Here is a 21,466-nt window from a genome sequence, read left to right as displayed (position 1 = left end):
CTCACCCGTTGTGTTCCGGCCCACCACGAAGTCACGCCACGGTGTATGGGCCGAACCGCGAGCAATAACGCGATCCTCGAGACATCGTTCATTCATGGATCGGAAAAAAGAGAGCGAAGCGGAACGCATCCCCCATCGTCGCGTTGTCGGCTCAGCCGGTCATCCTCCCCCTGCCCGCCCGACCGGCGACGAGGACGCGGCTGATAGTGATGCCAGCCGCGTCCGTTTTTTTGCAACCCGCAAACTTTGCGCTCCTGCAAGCGCGACCGGAGATCGCCGGCCGCGGGTGCGATCGTCCGCAGCCGTGCGTCAGGATGCGGCGGCGCGGGGTTCCCGGTTGCGCGAGTTTCGGTGGAAGAACAATGCCTGGCTGGCGACCGCCGAGACCATGGCCGGCTGGAACGGCTTCGAAATGAGGAACGCCGGCTCGGGCCGCTCCCCGGTCAGAAAGCGCTCGGGATAGGCTGTGATGAAGACGACCGGCACCTCGACGACGCGCAGAAGTTCGTTCACGGCATCCAGGCCGGAGCTGCCGTCAGCGAGTTGGATGTCGGCCAGAATGAGACCGGGTTTGCGGGTTTTGGCCATGGCGACCGCGTCGCTGTGGGTGCGGGCGACGCCGATCACACGGTGTCCGAGATTCTTGACGAGACTCTCCAGATCCATCGCGATGAACGTCTCGTCCTCGATGATCAGGACGTCGGTTGCGATTTCCGCCGCCATCTCGCGGCCGGCCATATCGCTCAGTCTGCGAACTTCGGCCACGCTGGTCTGCAGGACGAACGCGGCCTCCTCCTCGGAAAAACCTTCGAGCGACAGGAGCAGGAACGCCTGACGTGGCAAAGGCGTAATATTTGTCAGCCGCCGCTCCGTCGGCGCCAGCGCCGGCGCCTCGTCGACGCCATCGTTGATCGACACCGAATTCCAGATTTGAGTGAACAGCCGGAACAGCCCCGCCCGCGACCCGTGCCGCTCGTCGAGCACGGTTGGATCCTGAAGCAGCGCCTCCAGCATGGCTCCGACATAAGCGTCTCCGGAGGCCTGATTTCCCGTCAGGGCGCGGGCGTAACGTCGCAAGAGCGGCAAATGCTCGGCAACAACCTGTGATCGAAACATCCCGTCCATCCTTTATGAGACCCCGTCATGCCGGGATCAGGCATCGCTTCTGTTTGAGCGACGCACGGCACAAGGCAGCAGCCGATGCCCGTCCGTCGCCGCGCTTGTTTACGCTCAAGCATGACAAAAGTTCCCCGTCCCCGGAACTTTCCCTTGCGCTTCGCATTAGCCCGTACGAGTTCCGCAAACACGGTCGGCCTTCAAAACGGGAGAAATTCTCGATTTTTCAATAGCTTGGAACTTTGGGAATGAAACAAAATGATGAAAGATTCGAAGCCATCACCCGGCAAGGGCGGCCTTAACGCCGAGATTCAGTCCAGAATCGGACATCAGCTTCGCGCGATGTATGACGACGTCGTGAGACAGGGCGTCCCCGACCGGTTTGCGGAATTAATCCGAAAGCTCGATGGATCGGGGTCAAGTCATCCACAAGTAACCCCCGCGGGCGATTTCGACACAAAAGATAACGGGAGGGACTAATGCCTCTCACGGATTCACTTCGCGAGGATATCCTGGCATCCGTGCCGAACCTGCGGGCCTTCGCAATTTCGCTGAGCGGAAACGGCGATCGTGCCGACGACCTGGTGCAGGAAACGCTGCTCCGCGCGCTTGCCAACATCGATTCGTTTCAGCCCGGGTCGAATCTTCCGGCGTGGCTGTTCACGATCCTGCGCAATCTGTTCCGCTCGGATTATCGCAAGCGCCGGCGCGAGGTGGAGGATTCCGATGGCAGCTACGCCAAAACGCTGAAATCGCAGCCGAACCAGAACGCTCATCTGGAATTCGAGGAATTCCGGGCCGCGCTCGACAAGCTGCCGCAGGATCAGCGCGAAGCCTTGATCCTGGTCGGTGCTTCGGGGTTCTCCTACGAGGACGCCGCCAAGATCTGCGGATGCGCCGTCGGCACCATCAAGAGCCGCGTCAACCGCGCGCGATCGAAGCTGAGCGCGCTGCTTTACGTCGAGGGTGCCGAGGATTTCGGCCCGGACGACACCGTTCGGGCGGTGATCGGCAGCGGCCGATAATCCGGCCACAAGGCTTCGGCGCAATTCGGGTCGGCTGCCCCCTGCGTGTCCATTCAACTTATCGGCTTGATGGGGTCGCGGACCTGATCGGCGCAGATATTTGCAGCGTGCGATCTCTCTCGGTCATGTCCACGACGGTTTCCATGGGAGCGGCGAGTTCGTAGACATAACTCACCTCGGTAAAATACCGCTTGGAATAGCCACCAAGCGCCTCCGGCGCGACGCGGTCCAGCAGGATGATCCCAAAATCGCTGTCCTCGCGGCGGGTGGCGGCGCTGGTGTTGAATTCCTCCCATCGAAAGCGAAACATCGATTCACTGCCCTCGCCCTCGACCTCCCAATGCGCGGCAATGTGCGGATGCTTGCCGACCAGCGAGAGGCCTTCGTCGGAATGCGACGCAAGTTCGAAGAATAGCAATGACAGGCTCTGCGCCGCGCGCGCGCTCACGGTGATGTCGGGACCTTCGATCGCGATGCGGTCGGCGTTGGGGATGGCGCGCGCCTCGAACAGTCCTCTCAGTTTGACGCCCTGCCACTGGGTCTCGCTGAGCAGAGAGACCACATTGGACATGGCGTGGATCCGGCCAATCAGCAGCTCACGGGCGACTTCGATGTCGGAGCCGTGTCGCAGCGTACGCGTGACAATCGATTGAATCACGGCAAGAATGTTTTTGACCCGGTGATTGAGTTCGTCGATGACGGCGGTCAAACGCCGCTCAAACCCGATTCGAACCTGGATTTCCCGGCTGAGCCGCAGATTATTGTAGGCGACATATCCGAACAGGCCGCAAATGATGGTCGTCAGCGCCAGACCGATCGCGGCCACCACCACGGCGAGCCTTTGCGCGCGAAGGGCCGCATTGGTTTTCGGATAATAGCCAAGCGACCAGTCCCGTCCGCCGAACGTCACCGTCCGGAGCACCAACGGAACGGGATCAGCCGCCCTTCTGAGCCGTGAGGTGACGTTGCCGCTATCGTCGGCGACCCATTCGGTCGCCGGGTTTCGCGGATCCTTCAGGACAACGGAGAACAGCGACAGTTCGTCGTTTGTCAGCATCAGCGACGCAAGCCGATAGGAAAACGTAATAAAGCCGGCCGCCTTCTCGTTCCCGTCCGGGAAGACCGGTGTCGCGATCACGAGGCCGATCGGCCCGTCGGGCCGCAGCAGATTGACCGGATCCGACACCACCGACGTCTTCGTCTGCATCGCACGGTCGAGCATCGGTCCCAGGATGGGATGCTCGTCGAGCGAGCGGCCGACGAATGCGCCCGTTTCAGCGTTTTTCGGTTCGACGTCCATCACCACGTCGATCGGCTTGTCGAGCGAGCGCAAATCGCGCGGCGTGTCGTCGAAGCTGCGGATTTGCGGATTTGGAAATCCGGCCGACGCCATCGCCGCCTCGGCCTGCGCAAACTCATCCGGCTGAAGACGTGCAACCCAGGTGGCGACGACGAAATCGGTCTTGAAGGCATAGATCGAGGCCCTCAACGGGTGAAGCATGTTGGCCCGCACGGCGGCGGGTGATCCGAACAATCCCGAGGCGACCCGCGCCAGCAGCTCTCGCTCGATCAAGCGCTCCTGCACCAGGCTGGCATGAACGTCGATCGCGCGCGACAGCGCGATCCTGTCGATCGTCAGCTCCTGATCATGAGCGCGCCAGGCCGCAAGGCCGGAGAGAAGAACCCCGATAACCGCGACAAATCCGATGACAAATCCCAGCCGAACCACACGCCTACCCGGAAAATCAGGAGAATGAAGCCGCTCGCACCATCGGCCGGCCTTTGCAGTTTAGCAGCAGCGCCCCCGCCCTGAGGATGCACCACGTCAATCGCCCCGCGCCAGCCTGGTTCCGTCCTACCGGGCAAAACCCGGGACGATCGTTAACAGACTCAGGCTGGCCGAGTCGGGTATTTATGATGGCGAAAGCCCACTCACCTTCCGTGACGCGCATCTTCGTCGCGGCGAAACGTCGGGCGCGGGATCGGGCCTGTCGGCAGGCGCCAAATCAACCTTACGCGCAGCTAAACCGCGGGCCGTAGTCGGGCGCCATCGTGCCCCGCAACCCTCAGCATTCGCACCGCGCCGGGCGTTTCCCCCGCAACCGCGACCGGGATAAAATGCTCGGTGCGGCCCTGGGTGGCGCTTTCGATCAGCACCTGACGCGTCGCCCCGACCTCCGCGGCCAGCCGCCGACGCAGCGCTGCTTCTGCCGCCGCGCGCAGCCGCCTCGCGCGATCCCTGATCACCTCGCCCGCGACCTGCGGCATCCGCGCCCCCGGCGTCCCCGGGCGCGGCGAATAGGGAAACACATGCAGGAAAGCCAGATCGCACGCCGCGACGAGATCCAGCGAGCGCGCGAACATCGCCTCGGTCTCGGTGGGAAAACCGGCGATGATGTCCGCGCCAAAGGCGATGCCCGGCCTCAGCCGCCGCACCTGCGCGCAGAAGTCGATGGCGTCCCGGCGCGAATGCCGCCGCTTCATCCGCTTCAGGATCATATCGTCGCCGGATTGCAGCGACAGATGCAGATGCGGCATCAGCCGCTCCTCGTCGGCGACCGCATCGAGCAGGTCCCGGTCGGCCTCGATCGAATCGATCGACGAGATTCGCAGCCGCCTCACCTCGGGCACGTGGCGGAGGATCCGCTTGACCAGTCCGCCCAGCCGAGGCGCACCGGGCAGATCGGCTCCGTAGCTCGTGAGGTCGACGCCGGTCAGCACGATCTCGGCATGACCGGCATCAGTGAGCGCGCGCACCTGATCGACCACCGCGCCCATCGGCACCGAGCGCGAATTGCCGCGCCCGAACGGGATGACGCAGAAGGTGCAGCGATGATCGCAGCCGTTCTGCACCTGCACGAAGGCGCGTGGCAGGCCGGATTGAAAGCCCTCGACGAGGTGTGGCGCCATCTCCCTCACCGCCATGATGTCGGCGACCGCGACTTTTTCTTCGTTGGCGATCCCGAAACCGGATGCGGCCGCGAATGCGGTCCGTGCCTCGCGCCAGGCATCACCCCGCATCTTGTCATCGTTGCCGACCACGCGATCGACTTCCGCCATCCCCGCGAACATCGCCGGCTGGATCTGCGCCGCGCAGCCGGTAACCACGATGCGCGCCGACGGCCGCTCGCGCCTCAGCCTGCGGATCGATTGGCGCGCCTGCGCTACCGCCTCGTTGGTGACCGCGCAACTGTTGACGATGACGACGTCATCGAGGCCGGCCTCGCTCGCGTTGCGGCGGATGACTTCGGATTCGAAGGCATTGAGCCGGCAGCCAAAGGTGACGACATCGACCGGCATCACGCAACAGACGCGAACAATGCCGGATCGAACCTGCCGGCATACTCGAACACGGCCGGACCGGTCATCAGCACGTGATCGTCGCGCTCGCGCCACTCGATGGCCAAGCCGCCGCCAGGCAGCGTCATCTCGACCGCGCGGTTGGTCCGCTTGAGCCGCGCCGCCGCTACCGCGGTCGCACAGGCCGCCGAGCCGCAGGCCCTGGTCAGTCCCACGCCGCGCTCCCAGGTCCGCATCACGATGTGATCGCGATCCTCGATATGCGCCAGCGTGATATTGGCGCGCTCGGGAAAGATCGGATGATTCTCCAATAGCGGCCCGAAGCGTTCGAGGTCATAGGCGTTCACGTCATCGACCCAGAAAATCGCGTGCGGATTGCCCATGCTGACGACCGAGGGCGAATGCAGCACGGGCGCATCGATCGGCCCGACCTGCAGTTCGATGTAGCGGGTATCGCGGAATTCCTCGGCGAGCGGAATGTCCCGCCAGCCAAATTTCGGTGGCCCCATGTCGACGGTGTAGAGACCGGCCGCGGGCCCCTGCCAGCAGTTCAACAGCCCGGCGCGGGTCTCGAAGGTCAACGCAGCCTTGCCGGTGGCCTCGAACACCTGCCGCGCCACACAGCGCATGCCGTTGCCGCAGGCGTTCGCTTCCGACCCGTCATTGTTGTAGATGCGGACGAAGGCTTCCGTGCCGGGTAACCGCGGGGATTGCAGCACCATCAACTGATCATAGGGAACGCCGGCCGGCGAAGCGACGGCGCGCGCCTCCTCGGAGGTCACCGCGGCGGCACTGTCGCGCAGATCGACCACGACGATCTCGTTGCCGATGCCATTCATCTTGCTGAAAGCGTGGTTAGCGAGCGCGCCCATCTCCGGCATCCATTTTCCGCCATCCGTCCTCCGCTTTATATGGCGAATATCCGGTGATTGGCCAGCGCCCGGCATCCGCACGGTCAATGCGATATCCAGTCCGCGCCCCACGCCCGCCACGATGCGGCATGACATATTTTCTCATGACATACTCCGTCGCGAGTCGGATATCAGAGCAGCCTGCCAGGCATCGCATAATTCCGCCGCAACGGCGGCCAAGGGTCAGGTCTTGCGGATATCGGTCAGCGCGAGACGTCGGCCAGCACCAGGGAGACCCGTCAATGAACCGCCCCCGCCTTTTTCGTCACCTCGCGATCGCAATGATCCCGGTGGCCATGTCCCTGGGGCTTTCCACCGTGCTCGCCCAGACCCCGCCCGCGACGCCCCCAGGCGCGACGGCGCCGCCAGCGACTCCGGCCCCTCCGGCTGCGCCCGCCCCGCCCGGAACGGCGACACCGACGACGCCGGCTCCGCCGCCGGCCGAAGTCCAGACGCCGGCGAACCCGACCGCAGAGGCGCCGAAGCCGGCGGTCACCGCGCCGGCACAAACCGCCGATCCCTTCGGCGAGGAATTCACGCTGACACCGAAGACAGTCCTGACCTTGCGAAACACCGCCACCTGGGACACCGCGTTCGAGACGCTGATCGATTCCTTCAAGTCGCTTGCGGCCGTTCTCGACAAGCGGGGCGTCAAGGCCGCCGGCAACATGATGATCGTCTATACCTCGACCGACGACAACGGCTTCTCGTTCCTGGCGGAAGTCCCGGTCGACCAGGAGCTGAAGGACCTGCCCAAGAACATGAGCATGGGAAAATCACCGGAGGGCAAGGCGCTGAAATTCGTGCATCGCGGCTCCTACGACAACATGGACAACACCTATGAGGCGATCACCAACCACCTTGACGACAAGAAGCTCGAGGCCAAGGATACATTTATCGAGGAGTACATGACCGATCCGCTGAAGACCGAGGAAGACAATCTGGTCATCAACGTCTATGTGCCGCTGAAATGAGGACCGTCATGCAGAACCGGATTCCGCTCACGATGGCCGTTGCCACCGTCGCCGCTCTGGCCGCGATGCCGGCGCAAGCCGATGGTACGCCGCCGCCGACCATCTCGGTGACCGGCGAGGCCACGATCTCGGCTCCCCCGGATCTCGCGCAGATCGAAGCGGGCGTCTCGACCGACGCCAAGACCGCGCGCGAAGCTGCCAGCGCCAATAATGACGCCATGGGCAAGGTGCTGCTGGCGCTGAAAAGCGCAGGTCTTTCCGAAAAGGACTACCAGACCTCGCGACTGTCGCTGCAGCCGCAATATGCCAATCAGAACCGCCCGGGACCCAGTACCCTCTCGGGTTTTCGCGCCACCAACCACGTCACCATCAGGCTGCGTGATGTCACCAGGATCGGCAGCGTGATCGACGCGGTGACCGCGGCCGGCGCCAACGATATCGGCGGCATCAACTTCATGGTCTCCAATGCTTCGAAGCTGCTCGATAACGCACGCGCCGAGGCGGTCACTGATGCGCGGCGCAAGGCCGAGATCTATGCCAAGGCCGCGGGCGTCACGCTCGGCGCACCCGTCAGCATTTCCGAGCACGGCGCAGCGATGCCGGTTTTGTATCGCCGCGCCGCGGCGCCGATGGCCGCGGAGGCCCCGATCGCACCCGGCGAGGAAACATTGCGCGTGACGGTCGGCATATCCTGGGAGATCAAGGCGACGCCATAACCAGCGGTCCCGGTCAAAACAGGGTCCGCCGGCGGTCCGGCATCTCGTTTTCCGCCAATCGGCTTGACTTTGGCGGGTCGCCGCCTGTAAATCCGCCGGAATTCTCGGAAAGACTCTTCTTTTCGACCCGCCGACCGGCCGCAGGGGCCGGAGGTCAACGCCCGACAGCGCTGTGCGCCCTCGGGCGCAAACGTGTTTTGGGTTTGCGTCTCACAGACCCTCGGTCGTCATGCCCGGACTTAATTCCGGGCATCCACGACTTAAATTGTCTTCAAACGGGACGAGACGTGGGTGGCCGGCATAGGCGAGCAAGGCAACGCCGTTCTTCGAACGACTATGCCCGGCCACGACGAAGAGAAGACGGGAACAGCTCATGTTCGACAATCTGTCGGAAAGGCTTGGCGGCATTCTCGATCGGCTGACGCGGCGCGGCGCGCTGACGGAAGCCGATGTCGACGCCGCCATGCGCGAGGTGCGCCGGGCGCTCCTGGAGGCCGACGTCTCGCTCGACGTGGTGCGCAGCTTCACCGACAAGGTCCGCAAGCAGGCGATCGGCGCCACCGTGGTCAAATCGGTGACGCCCGGACAGATGGTGGTGAAGATCGTCCATGACGAACTGATCGCCACGCTCGGCGCCGACGGCCAGACCATCGACCTCCATGCAGTGCCGCCGATCATCATCATGATGGTCGGCCTGCAAGGTTCCGGCAAGACCACCACGACAGCCAAACTGGCGCGACGGCTGACCGAGCGCGACAAACGCAGGGTCCTGATGGCCTCGCTCGACATCTACCGCCCGGCGGCGATGGAGCAGCTCGCGGTGCTCGGTCGCGACCTCGACATCCAGACGCTGCCGATCGTCGCGGGCCAGAAGCCCGAACAGATCGCGCGGCGCGCGCTGGAGGCCGGCAAGCTCGGCGGCTACGACGTGGTGCTGCTCGACACCGCCGGCCGCACCACGCTCGACGAAGACATGATGTCCGAGGCGGCGAACATCAAAGCCGCCGCGCATCCGCACGAAGTGCTGCTGGTGGCGGATTCGCTGACCGGCCAGGACGCGGTGAACCTCGCGCGGTCCTTCGATGAGCGCGTCGGCCTCACCGGCATCGTGCTGACACGAGTGGACGGCGACGGCCGCGGCGGCGCGGCGCTGTCGATGCGTCAGGTCACCGGCAAGCCGATCAAGCTGATCGGCACCGGCGAAAAGACCGACGCGCTGGAGGATTTCCACCCCTCCCGCATCGCCGGCCGCATCCTCGGCATGGGCGACGTGGTCACGCTGGTCGAAAAAGCCGCCGCCAATATCGACGCCGAGAAGGCCGCGCGCACAACCGAAAGGCTGCGCAAGGGCCAGTTCGACCTCAACGACATGCGCGAGCAGTTGTTGCAGATGGCGAACATGGGCGGCGTCTCCGGGTTGATGGGCATGATGCCCGGCATCGCCAAGATGAAGAACCAGATCGCAGCGGCCGGTCTCGACGACAGGATCATCAAGCGCCAGGTCGCGGTGATCGATTCGATGACGCGGCAGGAGCGCAAGCATCCCGATATTCTCAAGGCCAGCCGCAAGCGTCGTATCGCCGCCGGTGCCGGCCAGAAGGTCGAGGAGGTCAACAAGCTGCTCAAGATGCATCGCAGCATGGCCGACATGATGAAGATGATGGGGACCGGCAAACGCGGGCCCCTCGCCGGCATCGCGCAGGCCATGGGGTTCGGCGGCGGCATGCCGATGCCGACGCCCGAACAGATGAAAGCGCTCGCGGAAAAAATGCCGAAAGGCGCCGACGGCCAGCCGCAATTGCCGAAGGATCTGGCGGCGGGACTGCGCGGCGGCCTGCCCAACCTTCCTGGCCTCACCGGACTTGGCGGCAAGCCGCCGCTGCCGGGTCTCGGCTTTCCCCGGAAGAAGAAATGAGCGGAACGGTCTCACAGATTTCGCTGCCGTATCGTCCGCGCAAGCGGACGATCCAGTATTCCGCAACGCTTCGCTTTCAAACGAACGTCTTCAACTACTGGATGTCCGCCGTCGCCGGCATGACGACCTCCCCTCGCTTTAACAACACAAGCAACTCATCAGACAGACTTCACAAGGAGAACCAAATGTCCGTCGTCATCCGCCTCGCTCGCGCCGGCACCAAGAAGCGGCCGGTCTATCATGTCGTCGTCGCCGACTCGCGCTATCCGCGCGACGGCCGCTTCATCGAGCGGCTTGGCCACTTCAATCCGCTGATGCCGAAGGATAATGCCGACCGCCTCAAGCTCGACCTCGACAAGGTCAAGGCCTGGCTCGCCAAGGGCGCGCAGCCGTCCGACCGCGTGGCGCGTTTCCTCGATGCCGCCGGCGTCAAGAAGCGCGCGGCGCGCAACAATCCGGAGAAGGCCGTGCCGCGCAAGGAGCGCAAGGCGCAGGCCGAAGCCGCCGCGAAGGCCTGAGGCTGAACCGGCATGACGGCGCGCGTCTGCGTGGCCCGGATCGGCGCCGCGCACGGCCTGCGCGGCGAGGTGCGGCTGTGGACCTTCACCGAAGACCCGATGTCGGTGACGCGATACGGCCCGCTCTCGACAAAGGATGGCGCGCGGCAGCTTGAGGTCGCGCACGCGCGGACCGCCAGGGACCACCTCGTCGCAACGTTCACAGGCGTGACCACGCGCGAGGACGCCGAGCGGCTCAACGGCATCGAGCTCTACATCGCGCGCGACAGGCTGCCCGCGACGGACGAAGGCGAATACTATCACGCCGACCTGATCGGCCTCGCCGCGGTCGATGCGGCCGGCACGCCGCTCGGGACGGTGGCCGCCATCCATAACTTCGGCGCAGGCGACATCATCGAGATCGCGCCCGCACATGGGCCGACGTTGATGCTGCCGTTCACAGACGCCGTGGTGCCGGTCGTGGACCTCGCCGGCGGACGCGTGGTGATCGAGATGCCTGGCGAGATCGAGGGCGAGGAGCCGGATTTCGACCCTCCAGGCGTTCGATAGCGGAGGCAATTATGCAGCCCGAGCCCCCAGACGATCTCAATCACATAATTCTCTCTTTCGTCAGAAGCGATTGGCGGAAAGTTGCACTTGTTGTTGGAAGTGTTTTGCACTGGTGCGAGGATCGCCAAATCAAAATGGACGAGCAAGAGATCGTGAAGAAAATTGTTGCTTTGATCGACGCCAAGAAGATCGAAAATCAAGGAGACATCTCGGATTGGAGGCGGAGCGAGGTCCGCTTCAGACAGTCAGATAGCTAGGACAATTCCTCTGATGCGATCCGCAGATCAATGACCTGGCGCGCGACCGTCCTGACGCTGTTTCCCGAGATGTTTCCCGGCCCCCTCGGCGTCAGCCTCGCCGGAAGGGCGCTGGCTGGCGGCCTGTGGGCGCTGGAGGTCCGTGATATCCGGAACTCCGCCACCGATCGTCACCGCAGCGTCGACGACACGCCAGCCGGCGGCGGCCCCGGTATGGTGCTGCGCGCCGATGTGCTGGCCAGGGCCATCGACGCGGCGGAGGTTTCGCCGGACAGGCCGCGCCTGCTGATGAGCCCGCGAGGTCGGCCATTGACCCAGTCGCGCGTGGCGGAACTCGCCGGGGGAACCGGACCGCTGATCGTTTGCGGGCGGTTCGAGGGCGTCGACCAGCGGGTCATCGAGGCGCGCGGGCTCGAGGAGGTGTCCATTGGAGATTATGTGCTGTCAGGAGGCGAACTCCCTGCGATGACGCTGATCGACGCCTGCGTCCGGCTTCTGCCGGGGGTGATGGGCAAGGCAAAATCCGGCGCGGACGAGAGTTTTTCGCACGGACTGCTCGAATATCCCCAGTACACCCGCCCGCAGGAGTTCGAGGGTCGTCCGGTTCCGGACGTTCTTCTGTCGGGCGACCACGCCAGGGTCGACGCCTGGCGGCAGGCGGAGGCCGAGGCCCTCACACGGGCTCGGAGACCTGATCTCTGGGCCGCGAGGAGCCGTCAAATTCCGCCAAAAAGCAAGACAGGCGGGTGACAAAGCCCCGGCTTTGCTCTATAGGGAGCCCGAAATCCGCGCAGCGAGCGTTTTCAGGCAAAGTGGAATCCGGTTTGCCGGTCGAAAATGCTCTCACTCGTTGAGTTGCGCGTATTCTGTTCGCAAAACCGGTATCCACTTTTGCGAAATACGCGCCACGGGATAGATGAATTCCGCGCAGCCCGCTGATACGGCCGGGCGCGCCGCCGATGGAGATTTGCAATGAACATCATTCAGCAGCTCGAAAAAGAGCAGTTTGACAAACTGTCGGCGACCAAGGCGATTCCCGAGTTCGGCCCCGGCGACACCGTGATCGTCAACGTCAAGGTGGTGGAAGGCGAACGGACCCGCGTGCAGGCCTATGAAGGCGTCTGCATCGGCCGCTCCGGCGGTGGGCTCAACGAGAGCTTCACGGTCCGCAAGATTTCCTACGGCGAGGGCGTCGAGCGCGTGTTTCCGCTGCTCTCCCCGATGATCGATTCGATCAAGGTGGTGCGCCGCGGCAAGGTGCGCCGCGCCAAGCTTTATTACCTGCGCAACCTGCGCGGCAAATCGGCCCGCATCGTCGAGAAGCAGGACAAGCAAGATAAGCAGGCCGCAACGAGTTGAGCGCCCTCCCGCTCCGCCTGCAACATTTTTGAAAGCGCGGCCGCGGCCGCGCTTTTTTATTGCTTCGCTCGCGCCTATCTATCCGGAATGCAGGCTTCGCCGATCGTCAGAGCGTCGCTTCTGATGAAAACAGCAAGGCTCCACGATTTTGTTTTGACGCGTTTTCGTCACGCGAACCGGTACCCATCCTCGGGTCAAGTCCGAGGACATGCTTCGTTCGAAAACGCTATAGATTGTCGCGGCGGACGCGGTCGTGGTAAAAGACGAACATGGTAACGGATCATATCAGTAGCGACATCGGCCGATACATGGCGCGCATCGTGATCGACGACCGCAGCCGTTTGCCGGGGCGCTTCTTCGGACGGTTCGCGACATCGGCGTCCTGACGCTGCGTCCTCGCCGACGATTGTCCCGCGCGCCCGCTGCGACTGCTCGAAGACTTCCAATAGGCTCACGTCCATGTCCAAACCGACCACCCTGTACGACAAGATCTGGAACGATCATCTGGTCCACGAAGCCGAGGACGGCACCTGCCTGCTCTACATCGACCGCCATCTCGTGCATGAGGTGACGTCGCCTCAGGCGTTCGAGGGCCTGCGCGTTGCCGGCCGCAAGGTCCATGCGCCGCAGAAAACGCTCGCCGTGGTCGATCACAACGTGCCGACGACCGATCGCACCAAGCCCAATCCTGACGCGGAGAGCGCCGAGCAGATCGCGGCCTTGGCGCAGAACGCCCGAGATTTCGGCATCGAATATTACAACGAGTTCGACAAGCGTCAGGGCATCGTCCACGTCATCGGCCCCGAGCAGGGCTTCACCCTGCCCGGCACCACCATCGTTTGCGGCGACAGCCACACCTCGACCCACGGTGCGTTCGGCGCGCTGGCGCACGGCATCGGCACCTCCGAGGTGGAGCATGTGCTGGCGACGCAGACGCTGATCCAGAAGAAAGCAAAGAACATGCGCGCCGTCGTCGACGGCCGCTTGCCCGACGGCGTCACCGCCAAGGACATCATCCTCGCCATTATCGGAGAAATAGGCACCGCGGGCGGCACCGGCTACGTGCTGGAATACGCCGGCGATGCGATCCGCGCGCTGAGCATGGAAGGCCGCATGACCGTCTGCAATATGTCGATCGAGGGTGGCGCGCGCGCCGGCCTCGTCGCGCCGGACGAGAAGGCCTACGCGTTCCTCAAAGGCCGCCCCAAGGCACCGAACGGCGCCGACTGGGATGCCGCGATGCGGTACTGGGAGACGTTGCGCAGTGACGACGGTGCCCACTTCGATCATGAGATTCGGCTCGACGCCGCGAAGCTGCCGCCGATCGTCACCTGGGGCACGAGCCCCGAGGACGTGGCGTCGATTACCGGCGTGGTTCCGGATCCCCGCAAGATCGAGGACGAGGCCAAGCGCCTCTCCAAGGAGCGTGCGCTGCATTACATGGGGCTGACCGCGGGCACGAAGATCACCGACATCAGCGTCGACCGCGTGTTCATCGGCTCATGCACCAACGGCCGCATCGAGGATCTGCGCGCGGCGGCGAAGATCGCCGACGGCAGAACCGTGAACGGCAATGTCAACGCCATGGTCGTGCCGGGCTCCGGCATCGTCAAGGAACAGGCGGAAGCCGAAGGCCTCGACAGGATCTTCACCAAGGCCGGATTCGAATGGCGCGAGCCGGGCTGCTCGATGTGCCTTGCGATGAACCCCGACAAGCTGAAACCGGAGGAGCGTTGCGCCTCGACCTCCAATCGCAATTTTGAGGGACGGCAAGGTTTCAAGGGCCGCACGCATCTGGTATCGCCGGCGATGGCGGCTGCGGCTGCGATCGCCGGACATTTCGTCGACGTGCGCGATTGGCATTGAGACCCCGCGTGACGTACGCCATTCGCGGCGGCACGCAATGCGCGGATCCGCCGATCGAAAGCGTCGTCAACATGGATGCGATGGAGAATCCATTCTGACTCGACTGGCGGGTTGCCTTTGCCGGAGAATTCCGTCACTCGTAACGACGTAATGAAAAAAACCAAGACCAAAGCCCCTGCCCGTAAGGCAGCGAAAACGGCGCGCCCATCCACCAAAGCGAAGGCATCGGTAAAGGCGACCACAAGAATGCTTCCCAAGACACCCACAAAGCCGGCGACCGCAAAGGGCAAAGTCGCAAGGTCGACGTCGGTCGCGAAAAGCAGCGGCAAGACCGCACCGCGTACGGCTGAAAAGCCGTCATCGACCGCGCCGCGCGAGGCTCTCACCCTCCCGCCGAAGCCAGCCCCCGTCACCGCGCCGATTCCAGCGTCCACGGCCGCGTCGCCGCCGGCTGTGCCGCCCAAACCGGTAGGTGGTCCGCCGCGCGCCGACGTGCCGCCACAAACCGGCTTTACGCTATTGGTCGACGGGCATTTCAAAAATCAGTTCGAGACGCTGGCCCAGGCGAAGCACGCCGCCACCGACTTGAAATCGCGTTTTCCGATGCTGCGAATTGCGATCTACGACGCAGCGACCAAGACACGGTTGCCTGTCTGAGCGACATCGCTTCTGTCTGAGCGCATCACTGAGCCGGCGCGCGGGCATTGTAAGCGCATCGTGACGCATGATGCGGCGAGCGTATTTCAAACGCCGCTTCAAGGCACAGCGACGCCTTATGGCGTTTTCGAGCGAAATGTCCTCGGGCGCGAGCCGGGCATGGACACCGGTTCGCGTGAAGAAAACGCGCCAAACAATAATTCAGAGCTTCGCCCTCTGACTGAACAGAAGCGAAGCTCTCGTCTGAAGCCGATGGTCTTCCGGAGCTTCGACCCGTGGTCCTCACCAGGATGGATCGAGGCCGTAACCGAAGCCGAACGGGAAAAACGGCGCCGGCCCCCGCGGCACGTAGAAAGCCGGCCTTTCGTAATAACGCCGGCCGTGCACGTAAACGCGCGGGCGATGGTGCCGATGGCGATAACTCCGGCCGGAGCGATGGACCGCACTCACGTCGGTCACCGCCGCGGACTGCGCGGCAACGGCTCGCGCGCGCACGGTCGCCTCCGCACTGTGGACAGATGCCGCGCCCGACAACGTCATGATCACCACCGCCAGGCTCATGCCGAGATATGTCTTCATGGCAACTCCCTATAGAATTCACACGATAGAACCTGATCCAACCGGATTGAAGCAGGGTCCCATCTAACCTTTCTGAAATCTACCCTCTGATTGAGCATGATCTTGTCCAAGACCGGTTTCCACTTTTCGAAAATCATGCCTGTAACGTTTTTCGAGCGAAGCATGTCCTTGGTCTTATACCGGTTCGCGTGAAGAAACGCGTCAATTCAAGATCATGGGCCATCGCTTCTTCGCGCACGGTCCGTCCGACCTTACGGTTGATCACAGCGCGCTGTCTCAAAAAACAGGCCCGCGATGCGGGCCTGTTCGACTTCCTGAAACGAGATTCTCCAGCCTGATCAGATCAGCGCCAGTGACGATGATGTCGATGGTGGTGATGATGTCGATGATGCCAGTGGTGGTGATGTCGGGGATGGTGCCAATGGCGGGGCTGATGCCAATGGCGATGATGCCGCCAATGGGAATGGGGATGATGCCCCCACTGCACCTGTGTGGTCAGCTTGCCGGCGTCGCCCTGCTCGGCCGCGGCGATACCCGGACTGACCGGCGTTGCCGCCTGCGCCTGCTGCGCGGGAGTCGCCGCAACCAAAAGCGCGCCAAGAGCGGCAAACCCTAAAATTTTCTTCAGATGCATTATGGGACCTCCATGGAAGAACATCGATAACCACGACCGACAGCAGATGGTTCCGTTTCCGCCGCGCTACGTGCGACGCAGGCTAGGAGCAACGATCTGAATACGATGTGAATACACCGTCGTAATTATGCGAGGCGACAATGCGCCGCACGCACCCGCAGCCCCACGCACGTTGAAAACGAATTTATGAAGCCGGCCCGCCCGCGGATCGTCAGCCGTGGCGCCAGTAACAGGTCATCCGCGGGACAATCACCGTACCGCTCGGGCGAAACTCCTGCACATAGTGAGCGGTGCAGTCGCGCACGGCGTCGGGACCGGGATTGTAGCTCGGATAAACTCCGCGATCGTCCTCGCGATAGATGCGCACGCGCGGCCGCCGCGTCTGGGCCGACAGGTCCGAGGGCGCGGCGCGATCCGCGCTACGCGCCGCGGTCTGCGCCTGCGCACCGTAGACAAACAGCAGCGTACCCGGCACCAGCAACAACAGTAACAGCAGCAACATTGCTGCCCCCGCCGCAAGCCCCGCCGCCGTCATCCTGACGTTCATGACCGTGCCCCGATTGCCCCTGCAGCGAACGGTCTCCGATTGCCGCGCCCGCGTCAACCGCAAGAGAGCGCCCCGATCGCAAAAAACCGGTGCGATGACGACGAAACACGGGTTAAACAGACTCATGTGGACGTCCGCCAAAGCCCCCTCGCTGGCTGACATGGAAGCCATGGCGCACGAGGCGTTTGCGCGCCTGCCCGAGCGTTTCCGCCGGCTGTGCGAGGGTCTCATCATCCGCGTCGAGGATTTCCCCACCGACGAGGTGCTGGACGAAATGGAGGCCGGCAGCGAATATGATCTGCTCGGACTCTTTCAGGGCACGGGCCTGCCGTTCCAGAGCAACGACGATATTGCCAGGCTGCCCAATCTGATCTGGCTCTACCGCCGTCCCATCATCGACTACTGGGCCGAGCATGATGAAACGCTCGCTGGTATCATCAGCCATGTGCTGGTCCACGAAATCGGCCACCACTTCGGGCTCTCCGATGCCGACATCGAGGCGATCGAGGCGCAGGCGGGTTAGAGCGTTTTCAAGCGAAGCATGTCCTCGGGCTTGACCAGAGGATGGGCACCGGTTCGCGTGAAGAAAACCGGTCAATGCAAAATCACCGATGGACCTTGGATCAAGGCCGGGATCGGGATAGAATTGCTGCTCACGAGGACACTGCCATGGACAAGTTCACAACGCTGGAAGGCGTCGCGGCGCCGCTGAAGATCATCAATGTCGACACCGACATGATCATTCCGAAGCAGTATCTGAAGACCATCAAGCGCACCGGCCTTGGCAGGGGACTTTTCTCGGAACAGCGCTACAGGGAAGACGGCTCGGAAAATCCGGATTTCGTTCTCAACAGGCCGGCCTATCGCAACGCCAAAATCCTGGTCGCCGGCGACAATTTTGGCTGCGGTTCGTCGCGCGAGCACGCGCCGTGGGCGCTGCTCGATTTCGGCATCCGCTGCGTGATCTCGACTTCGTTCGGCGACATCTTCTACAACAACTGCTTCAAGAACGGCATTCTGCCGATCCGCGTGACGCAGGTCGACCTCGACAAGCTGTTCGACGACGCCGAGCGCGGCGCCAACGCGACGCTGACCATCGATCTCGCCAATCAGGAAATCCGCGGTCCCGATGGGGGCAAGGTGACATTCGACATCGATCCGTTCCGCAAGCACTGCCTGCTGAACGGACTCGACGACATCGGCCTGACGATGGAAAAGAAGGCGGCGATCGACAGCTTTGAGGACAAGGCGAGGCGCGAACGCGCCTGGGCCTGACCACTGTCGCCGCCCGACGGCATAGGTCGCCACCTATGGGGACGCTCGAACGAGGCGGAGATTGCTCGCAAAGCGCAGTAACCGTCAGGCAGCCTTCTGCTTGGCGCTGATCAGCTTGCGGTTGATCAGGCACTCGGCGATCTGCACCGCGTTCAATGCCGCGCCCTTGCGAAGATTATCGGAGACGACCCACATCGACAGGCCATTCTCCACCGTCGCATCCTCGCGGATGCGGCTGATGTAGGTAGCGTCCTCGCCGGCCGATTCGTACGGCGTGACGTAGCCGCCCGGCTCGTGCTTGTCGATCACGAGACAACCCGGCGCGTTGCGCAGGATGCTGCGCGCCTCGTCCGGCGTGATCGGCTTTTCGAACTCGATGCTGACGGCCTCCGAATGGCCGATGAACACCGGCACGCGTACGCAGGTCGCGGTCAGCCTGATTTTGGGATCAAGAATCTTCTTGGTCTCCGCCATCATCTTCCATTCTTCCTTGGTGTAGCCGTCCTCCATGAACACGTCGATCTCGGGGATGACGTTGAAGGCGATACGCTTTGGAAACTTTTTGTTAACCAGTTCGCTCGCGGTGTAGACAGACTTGGTTTGCGCGAACAACTCGTCCATCCCCTCCTTGCCAGCTCCGGACACCGACTGGTAGGTCGAAACCACGACGCGCTTGATGGCAGCCTTGTCGTGCAGCGGCTTCAACGCCACCACAAGCTGCGCGGTCGAGCAGTTCGGATTGGCGATGATGTTCTTCCTGGTGAAACCCGCGACCGCGTCCGCGTTGACCTCGGGCACGATCAGCGGAACGTCCGGGTCCATCCGCCAGGTCGACGAGTTGTCGATCACGACCGCGCCGGCCGCGCCGATCCTCGGCGACCATTCCTTCGAGACGGCGCCGCCGGCCGACATCAGGCAAATATCGACGTCGCTGAAGTCGTGATTTTCCAGCGCTTTGACTTTGAGGGTTTTGTCGCCGTAGGACACTTCGGTGCCGACGCTGCGGCGCGAAGCCAGCGCCACCACCTCGTCAGCGGGGAATTTCCGCTCGTCCAGAATGTTGAGCATTTCACGCCCGACATTGCCGGTCGCTCCGACCAGCGCGACTTTGTAACCCATCGTTCACTCTCCGAAGAAATCGCCTTCCCGGGTCGCCTGCGCGCGAAACGCGGAAAGACGCTGCGCTTCTATGCGAGAAACGCCCTCAAGACAACGCCGGACCTGGTTCCTGACATCACCGATTCGGTCCGAGCAGTCCGCCAACGCTCCCTTGGGTTTTGCCCGCTTCGCCGGGGCTGGCGCGAGAAGATGAAACTGCTGGTCCGAATGGTTCGCGGCACCGCGCCCCATGCCAACCCGCGCATGGGCGCGGCCATGCCGACAGCGGCTTATATCTAACTGAAAAGAAAGGCACATCTGTTTCAGCACGCCATGCCGGACATGCGCTCACATTAGCGCCGATGCGCGTCGGATCGAGGCAACGTTTCCGGCCCGGCTGCATTATTCTCCCAAGGTGTGGCCCGATTGGCCTTGTGGCGCGAGCCCCCCGGACGATAAAAAGGTGGTCAATCGGATCGATGAGGACACGATGACTGTGAAATTCTCCGCCGCGACCGGGCCTGCGAAAAACGTCGCGCTGTTGCTTGCGGCGGCGGCCTTCGTCGCGGTCGGCTTCGGCGCCACCGACGCGAGCGCGGCAAAACGCAAAGTCTATGATCGCAGCGGCGCTTATGGTTCGAGCGGACCGAATGTGTCCTACCAGTCCGGCCCGCGCACCCGTGTCTATATCTCCAAGCGCTCGTGGCTGGATGCCGGCACCGAAGTGCTGCCCGGCGAGCGCAAATTCACCGACTATGCCTTCCCGCCGGCCATCGGTTATCCCTCGTTCGCCCGCGAAAACCTGAACCGGCCGATCGACCGGCAGCCGCTCAGCCCGCCGTCCGATCTCGGCGGATATCCGACGGCATTTCCGTTGTACTGAACCAAACCTCGGCGTTTTTTAAGTAATTTAAGAAAAATGCCCGGCACGACCGGGCATTTTTGTTAAGTGCCGCATTCGATGGTCGTCCGCGCAGGCAGGGGCGACGCCGTTCGAACTCAGGCGTGCAGCGCCTGAAGTTCCTTCAGCACCGCCTCGCCCATCTGCGAGGTGCTGACAACGGTCGAACCCTCGGATTTCAGGTCGGCCGTGCGCAGGCCCTTGGCGAGCACCGCCGCGATCGCCGCATCGAGCTTGTCGGCGAGTTCGCCCATGTCGAAAGAATAGCGCAGCGCCATCCCGAACGACGCCAGCATCGCGATCGGATTGGCCGCGCCCTGCCCCGCGATATCGGGCGCTGAGCCGTGCACAGGCTCGTAGAGCGCACGACGCTTTTTGGTGCTCGCATCGACGTCACCGAGCGAGGCCGACGGCAGCATGCCAAGCGAACCCGTCAGCATCGCCGCGATGTCGGAAAGCATGTCGCCAAACAGGTTGTCGGTGACGATTACGTCGAACTGCTTGGGACGGCGCACGAGTTGCATGCCGCCAGAATCCGCGAGCTGATGCTCGAGCGTGACGTCGGGGTATTCGCGCTTGTGAACCGCGCCGACGACCTCCTTCCACAATACGCCCGACTTCATGACGTTGTTCTTCTCCATCGACGTCAGCTTGTTGCGGCGCTTGCGGGCGAGATCGAAGGCGACGCGCGCGATGCGCTCGATCTCGTAGGTGTCGTAGACCTGGGTGTCGACGGCGCGCTTCTGGCCGTTGCCGAGATCGGTGATGGTTTTCGGCTCGCCGAAATAGACCCCGCCGGTCAGTTCGCGCACGATCATGATGTCGAGCCCCTCGACCAGATCCCGCTTGAGGCTGGAGGATTCCGCGAGCGCCGGATAGCAGATCGCCGGGCGCAGGTTGGCGTAGAGCGCGAGGTCCTTGCGCAACCGCAACAGGCCGGCTTCCGGCCGCACCTCGTAGGGCACCGGGTCCCACTTCGGGCCGCCGACCGCGCCGAACAGCACGGCGTCGGCGGCGAGCGCCCTCGCCATGGTGGCGTCGGTGACACTGACCTTGTCGGCGTCATAGGACGCACCGCCGACGAGCCCGTCCTCGGTTTCGAATTTGACGATGCCTTGCGCGTCCAGCCACCCGATCAGCCGCTTCACCTCCGCCATCACCTCCGGGCCGATGCCGTCGCCGGGCAGGAGAAGCAGCTTGTAAGTCGCCATGACGAAGTCCTTGCGAGATGGATTGCGTTCTTCCGGACGCCGAGTGCAAACGCCGGCG

The 21,466-nt window shown here is 63.3% G+C and carries 24 protein-coding genes; 16 read left to right on the top strand and 8 right to left on the bottom strand.

Annotated elements, in window-relative coordinates:
• Positions 1-309: 309 nt before the first annotated feature.
• A complete protein-coding gene (locus tag BGO16_RS16985) occupies positions 310-1,116 on the bottom strand; it encodes a response regulator (RefSeq protein WP_292620257.1) in 807 nt (268 codons plus the stop codon).
• A gap of 261 nt (positions 1,117-1,377) precedes the next feature.
• Between BGO16_RS16985 and BGO16_RS16980 the strand changes: the two genes are divergently transcribed.
• Both BGO16_RS16980 and BGO16_RS16975 read left to right on the top strand, forming a co-directional pair.
• Positions 1,378-1,596, top strand: coding sequence for a NepR family anti-sigma factor (locus tag BGO16_RS16980; protein ID WP_292620312.1), 219 nt, complete (start codon positions 1,378-1,380; stop codon positions 1,594-1,596).
• A complete protein-coding gene (locus tag BGO16_RS16975) occupies positions 1,596-2,141 on the top strand; it encodes a sigma-70 family RNA polymerase sigma factor (RefSeq protein ID WP_292620256.1) in 546 nt (181 codons plus the stop codon). The genes BGO16_RS16980 and BGO16_RS16975 overlap by 1 nt, the downstream gene beginning before the upstream one ends.
• A gap of 58 nt (positions 2,142-2,199) precedes the next feature.
• On the opposite strand, the gene BGO16_RS16970 is transcribed toward BGO16_RS16975, so the two are convergent.
• From BGO16_RS16970 to dapF, 3 genes are all read right to left on the bottom strand, one after another.
• Positions 2,200-3,870 (bottom strand): HWE histidine kinase domain-containing protein, encoded by a 1,671-nt coding sequence (locus BGO16_RS16970; protein ID WP_292620254.1) that lies wholly within the window; start codon positions 3,868-3,870, stop codon positions 2,200-2,202.
• Between the two features lie 293 nt (positions 3,871-4,163).
• The gene (gene mtaB, locus BGO16_RS16965; protein ID WP_292620310.1) at positions 4,164-5,441 is read right to left on the bottom strand and encodes a tRNA (N(6)-L-threonylcarbamoyladenosine(37)-C(2))-methylthiotransferase MtaB; all 1,278 of its coding nucleotides are present in this window, start codon (positions 5,439-5,441) and stop codon (positions 4,164-4,166) included.
• Positions 5,441-6,313, bottom strand: coding sequence for a diaminopimelate epimerase (gene dapF / locus BGO16_RS16960; protein ID WP_292620252.1), 873 nt, complete (start codon positions 6,311-6,313; stop codon positions 5,441-5,443). The genes mtaB and dapF overlap by 1 nt, the downstream gene beginning before the upstream one ends.
• A 281-nt stretch (positions 6,314-6,594) precedes the next feature.
• Between dapF and BGO16_RS16955 the strand changes: the two genes are divergently transcribed.
• From BGO16_RS16955 to BGO16_RS16910, 10 genes are all read left to right on the top strand, one after another.
• The gene (locus BGO16_RS16955; protein WP_292620250.1) at positions 6,595-7,326 is read left to right on the top strand and encodes a GyrI-like domain-containing protein; all 732 of its coding nucleotides are present in this window, start codon (positions 6,595-6,597) and stop codon (positions 7,324-7,326) included.
• A gap of 8 nt (positions 7,327-7,334) precedes the next feature.
• Positions 7,335-8,042: an SIMPL domain-containing protein gene (locus tag BGO16_RS16950; RefSeq protein WP_292620249.1), complete on the top strand. Its 708-nt coding sequence runs from the start codon at positions 7,335-7,337 to the stop codon at positions 8,040-8,042.
• 373 nt (positions 8,043-8,415) lie between these two features.
• Positions 8,416-9,957 (top strand): signal recognition particle protein, encoded by a 1,542-nt coding sequence (gene ffh / locus BGO16_RS16945; protein ID WP_292620247.1) that lies wholly within the window; start codon positions 8,416-8,418, stop codon positions 9,955-9,957.
• 185 nt (positions 9,958-10,142) lie between these two features.
• Positions 10,143-10,475 carry a 30S ribosomal protein S16 gene (rpsP, locus tag BGO16_RS16940; protein WP_292620245.1) on the top strand — a complete coding sequence of 111 codons (333 nt, stop codon included), beginning with the start codon at positions 10,143-10,145 and terminating at the stop codon, positions 10,473-10,475.
• Between the two features lie 12 nt (positions 10,476-10,487).
• Positions 10,488-11,024, top strand: coding sequence for a ribosome maturation factor RimM (gene rimM / locus BGO16_RS16935; protein WP_292620243.1), 537 nt, complete (start codon positions 10,488-10,490; stop codon positions 11,022-11,024).
• Positions 11,025-11,035: 11 nt separating this feature from the next.
• Entirely contained in the window at positions 11,036-11,281 is a 246-nt protein-coding gene (locus BGO16_RS16930; protein ID WP_292620241.1) for a DUF3658 domain-containing protein, read from the top strand.
• 30 nt (positions 11,282-11,311) lie between these two features.
• Complete coding sequence (gene trmD / locus BGO16_RS16925) at positions 11,312-12,031, top strand: tRNA (guanosine(37)-N1)-methyltransferase TrmD (RefSeq protein ID WP_292620239.1); 720 nt, start codon at positions 11,312-11,314, stop codon at positions 12,029-12,031.
• 222 nt (positions 12,032-12,253) lie between these two features.
• Positions 12,254-12,640, top strand: a complete 387-nt coding sequence (rplS, locus tag BGO16_RS16920) for a 50S ribosomal protein L19 (protein WP_292620237.1) — start codon at positions 12,254-12,256, stop codon at positions 12,638-12,640.
• A 459-nt stretch (positions 12,641-13,099) separates the two neighbouring features.
• Complete coding sequence (leuC, locus tag BGO16_RS16915) at positions 13,100-14,506, top strand: 3-isopropylmalate dehydratase large subunit (protein ID WP_292620235.1); 1,407 nt, start codon at positions 13,100-13,102, stop codon at positions 14,504-14,506.
• 246 nt (positions 14,507-14,752) lie between these two features.
• Positions 14,753-15,163, top strand: a complete 411-nt coding sequence (locus tag BGO16_RS16910) for a hypothetical protein (protein ID WP_292620233.1) — start codon at positions 14,753-14,755, stop codon at positions 15,161-15,163.
• Between the two features lie 282 nt (positions 15,164-15,445).
• Here BGO16_RS16910 and BGO16_RS16905 read toward each other — a convergent pair whose 3' ends face one another.
• A complete protein-coding gene (locus BGO16_RS16905; protein WP_292620231.1) occupies positions 15,446-15,742 on the bottom strand; it encodes a hypothetical protein in 297 nt (98 codons plus the stop codon).
• A gap of 214 nt (positions 15,743-15,956) precedes the next feature.
• Here BGO16_RS16905 and BGO16_RS16900 point away from each other — a divergent pair, with 214 nt between their 5' ends.
• Entirely contained in the window at positions 15,957-16,358 is a 402-nt protein-coding gene (locus BGO16_RS16900; protein ID WP_292620229.1) for a hypothetical protein, read from the top strand.
• A gap of 229 nt (positions 16,359-16,587) precedes the next feature.
• Here BGO16_RS16900 and BGO16_RS16895 read toward each other — a convergent pair whose 3' ends face one another.
• The gene (locus tag BGO16_RS16895; RefSeq protein ID WP_292620227.1) at positions 16,588-16,923 is read right to left on the bottom strand and encodes a hypothetical protein; all 336 of its coding nucleotides are present in this window, start codon (positions 16,921-16,923) and stop codon (positions 16,588-16,590) included.
• Positions 16,924-17,047: 124 nt separating this feature from the next.
• On the opposite strand from BGO16_RS16895, the gene BGO16_RS16890 reads away from it, so the two are divergent.
• Together BGO16_RS16890 and leuD are read left to right on the top strand one after the other, a co-directional pair.
• On the top strand, positions 17,048-17,446 hold the full coding sequence (locus BGO16_RS16890; protein ID WP_292620225.1) for a metallopeptidase family protein: 399 nt from the start codon (positions 17,048-17,050) through the stop codon (positions 17,444-17,446).
• A 146-nt stretch (positions 17,447-17,592) separates the two neighbouring features.
• Entirely contained in the window at positions 17,593-18,198 is a 606-nt protein-coding gene (leuD, locus tag BGO16_RS16885) for a 3-isopropylmalate dehydratase small subunit (RefSeq protein WP_292620224.1), read from the top strand.
• Positions 18,199-18,282: 84 nt separating this feature from the next.
• Here leuD and BGO16_RS16880 read toward each other — a convergent pair whose 3' ends face one another.
• Entirely contained in the window at positions 18,283-19,317 is a 1,035-nt protein-coding gene (locus BGO16_RS16880; RefSeq protein WP_292620223.1) for an aspartate-semialdehyde dehydrogenase, read from the bottom strand.
• A 469-nt stretch (positions 19,318-19,786) separates the two neighbouring features.
• Between BGO16_RS16880 and BGO16_RS16875 the strand changes: the two genes are divergently transcribed.
• Positions 19,787-20,179, top strand: a complete 393-nt coding sequence (locus tag BGO16_RS16875) for a hypothetical protein (RefSeq protein WP_292620222.1) — start codon at positions 19,787-19,789, stop codon at positions 20,177-20,179.
• A gap of 116 nt (positions 20,180-20,295) precedes the next feature.
• On the opposite strand, the gene leuB is transcribed toward BGO16_RS16875, so the two are convergent.
• Positions 20,296-21,408: a 3-isopropylmalate dehydrogenase gene (gene leuB, locus BGO16_RS16870; RefSeq protein ID WP_292620221.1), complete on the bottom strand. Its 1,113-nt coding sequence runs from the start codon at positions 21,406-21,408 to the stop codon at positions 20,296-20,298.
• Positions 21,409-21,466 lie beyond the last annotated feature (58 nt).

It is taken from the genome of Nitrobacter sp. 62-23 (assembly GCF_001897285.1).
Lineage (GTDB): Bacteria > Pseudomonadota > Alphaproteobacteria > Rhizobiales > Xanthobacteraceae > Nitrobacter.
The sequence above is the reverse complement of the archived record's forward strand: the minus strand, read 5'-3'. Positions and strand labels throughout refer to the sequence as shown.

What these genes read in the sequence shown, in the direction of transcription:
- trmD (WP_292620239.1), top strand. Translation starts at nt 11,312, where the DNA reads ATGACCTGGCGCGCGACCGTCCTGACGCTGTTTCCCGAGATGTTTCCC.
- BGO16_RS16895 (WP_292620227.1), bottom strand. Translation starts at nt 16,923, where the DNA reads ATGAACGTCAGGATGACGGCGGCGGGGCTTGCGGCGGGGGCAGCAATG.
- rplS (WP_292620237.1), top strand. Translation starts at nt 12,254, where the DNA reads ATGAACATCATTCAGCAGCTCGAAAAAGAGCAGTTTGACAAACTGTCG.
- BGO16_RS16910 (WP_292620233.1), top strand. Translation starts at nt 14,753, where the DNA reads ATGCTTCCCAAGACACCCACAAAGCCGGCGACCGCAAAGGGCAAAGTC.
- mtaB (WP_292620310.1), bottom strand. Translation starts at nt 5,441, where the DNA reads ATGCCGGTCGATGTCGTCACCTTTGGCTGCCGGCTCAATGCCTTCGAA.
- BGO16_RS16900 (WP_292620229.1), top strand. Translation starts at nt 15,957, where the DNA reads ATGGGCCATCGCTTCTTCGCGCACGGTCCGTCCGACCTTACGGTTGAT.
- BGO16_RS16955 (WP_292620250.1), top strand. Translation starts at nt 6,595, where the DNA reads ATGAACCGCCCCCGCCTTTTTCGTCACCTCGCGATCGCAATGATCCCG.
- BGO16_RS16985 (WP_292620257.1), bottom strand. Translation starts at nt 1,116, where the DNA reads ATGTTTCGATCACAGGTTGTTGCCGAGCATTTGCCGCTCTTGCGACGT.
- dapF (WP_292620252.1), bottom strand. Translation starts at nt 6,313, where the DNA reads ATGGGCGCGCTCGCTAACCACGCTTTCAGCAAGATGAATGGCATCGGC.
- BGO16_RS16950 (WP_292620249.1), top strand. Translation starts at nt 7,335, where the DNA reads ATGCAGAACCGGATTCCGCTCACGATGGCCGTTGCCACCGTCGCCGCT.
- rimM (WP_292620243.1), top strand. Translation starts at nt 10,488, where the DNA reads ATGACGGCGCGCGTCTGCGTGGCCCGGATCGGCGCCGCGCACGGCCTG.
- rpsP (WP_292620245.1), top strand. Translation starts at nt 10,143, where the DNA reads ATGTCCGTCGTCATCCGCCTCGCTCGCGCCGGCACCAAGAAGCGGCCG.
- BGO16_RS16880 (WP_292620223.1), bottom strand. Translation starts at nt 19,317, where the DNA reads ATGGGTTACAAAGTCGCGCTGGTCGGAGCGACCGGCAATGTCGGGCGT.
- leuB (WP_292620221.1), bottom strand. Translation starts at nt 21,408, where the DNA reads ATGGCGACTTACAAGCTGCTTCTCCTGCCCGGCGACGGCATCGGCCCG.
- leuD (WP_292620224.1), top strand. Translation starts at nt 17,593, where the DNA reads ATGGACAAGTTCACAACGCTGGAAGGCGTCGCGGCGCCGCTGAAGATC.
- BGO16_RS16890 (WP_292620225.1), top strand. Translation starts at nt 17,048, where the DNA reads ATGTGGACGTCCGCCAAAGCCCCCTCGCTGGCTGACATGGAAGCCATG.
- leuC (WP_292620235.1), top strand. Translation starts at nt 13,100, where the DNA reads ATGTCCAAACCGACCACCCTGTACGACAAGATCTGGAACGATCATCTG.
- BGO16_RS16980 (WP_292620312.1), top strand. Translation starts at nt 1,378, where the DNA reads ATGAAAGATTCGAAGCCATCACCCGGCAAGGGCGGCCTTAACGCCGAG.
- BGO16_RS16930 (WP_292620241.1), top strand. Translation starts at nt 11,036, where the DNA reads ATGCAGCCCGAGCCCCCAGACGATCTCAATCACATAATTCTCTCTTTC.
- ffh (WP_292620247.1), top strand. Translation starts at nt 8,416, where the DNA reads ATGTTCGACAATCTGTCGGAAAGGCTTGGCGGCATTCTCGATCGGCTG.
- BGO16_RS16875 (WP_292620222.1), top strand. Translation starts at nt 19,787, where the DNA reads ATGACTGTGAAATTCTCCGCCGCGACCGGGCCTGCGAAAAACGTCGCG.
- BGO16_RS16905 (WP_292620231.1), bottom strand. Translation starts at nt 15,742, where the DNA reads ATGAAGACATATCTCGGCATGAGCCTGGCGGTGGTGATCATGACGTTG.
- BGO16_RS16975 (WP_292620256.1), top strand. Translation starts at nt 1,596, where the DNA reads ATGCCTCTCACGGATTCACTTCGCGAGGATATCCTGGCATCCGTGCCG.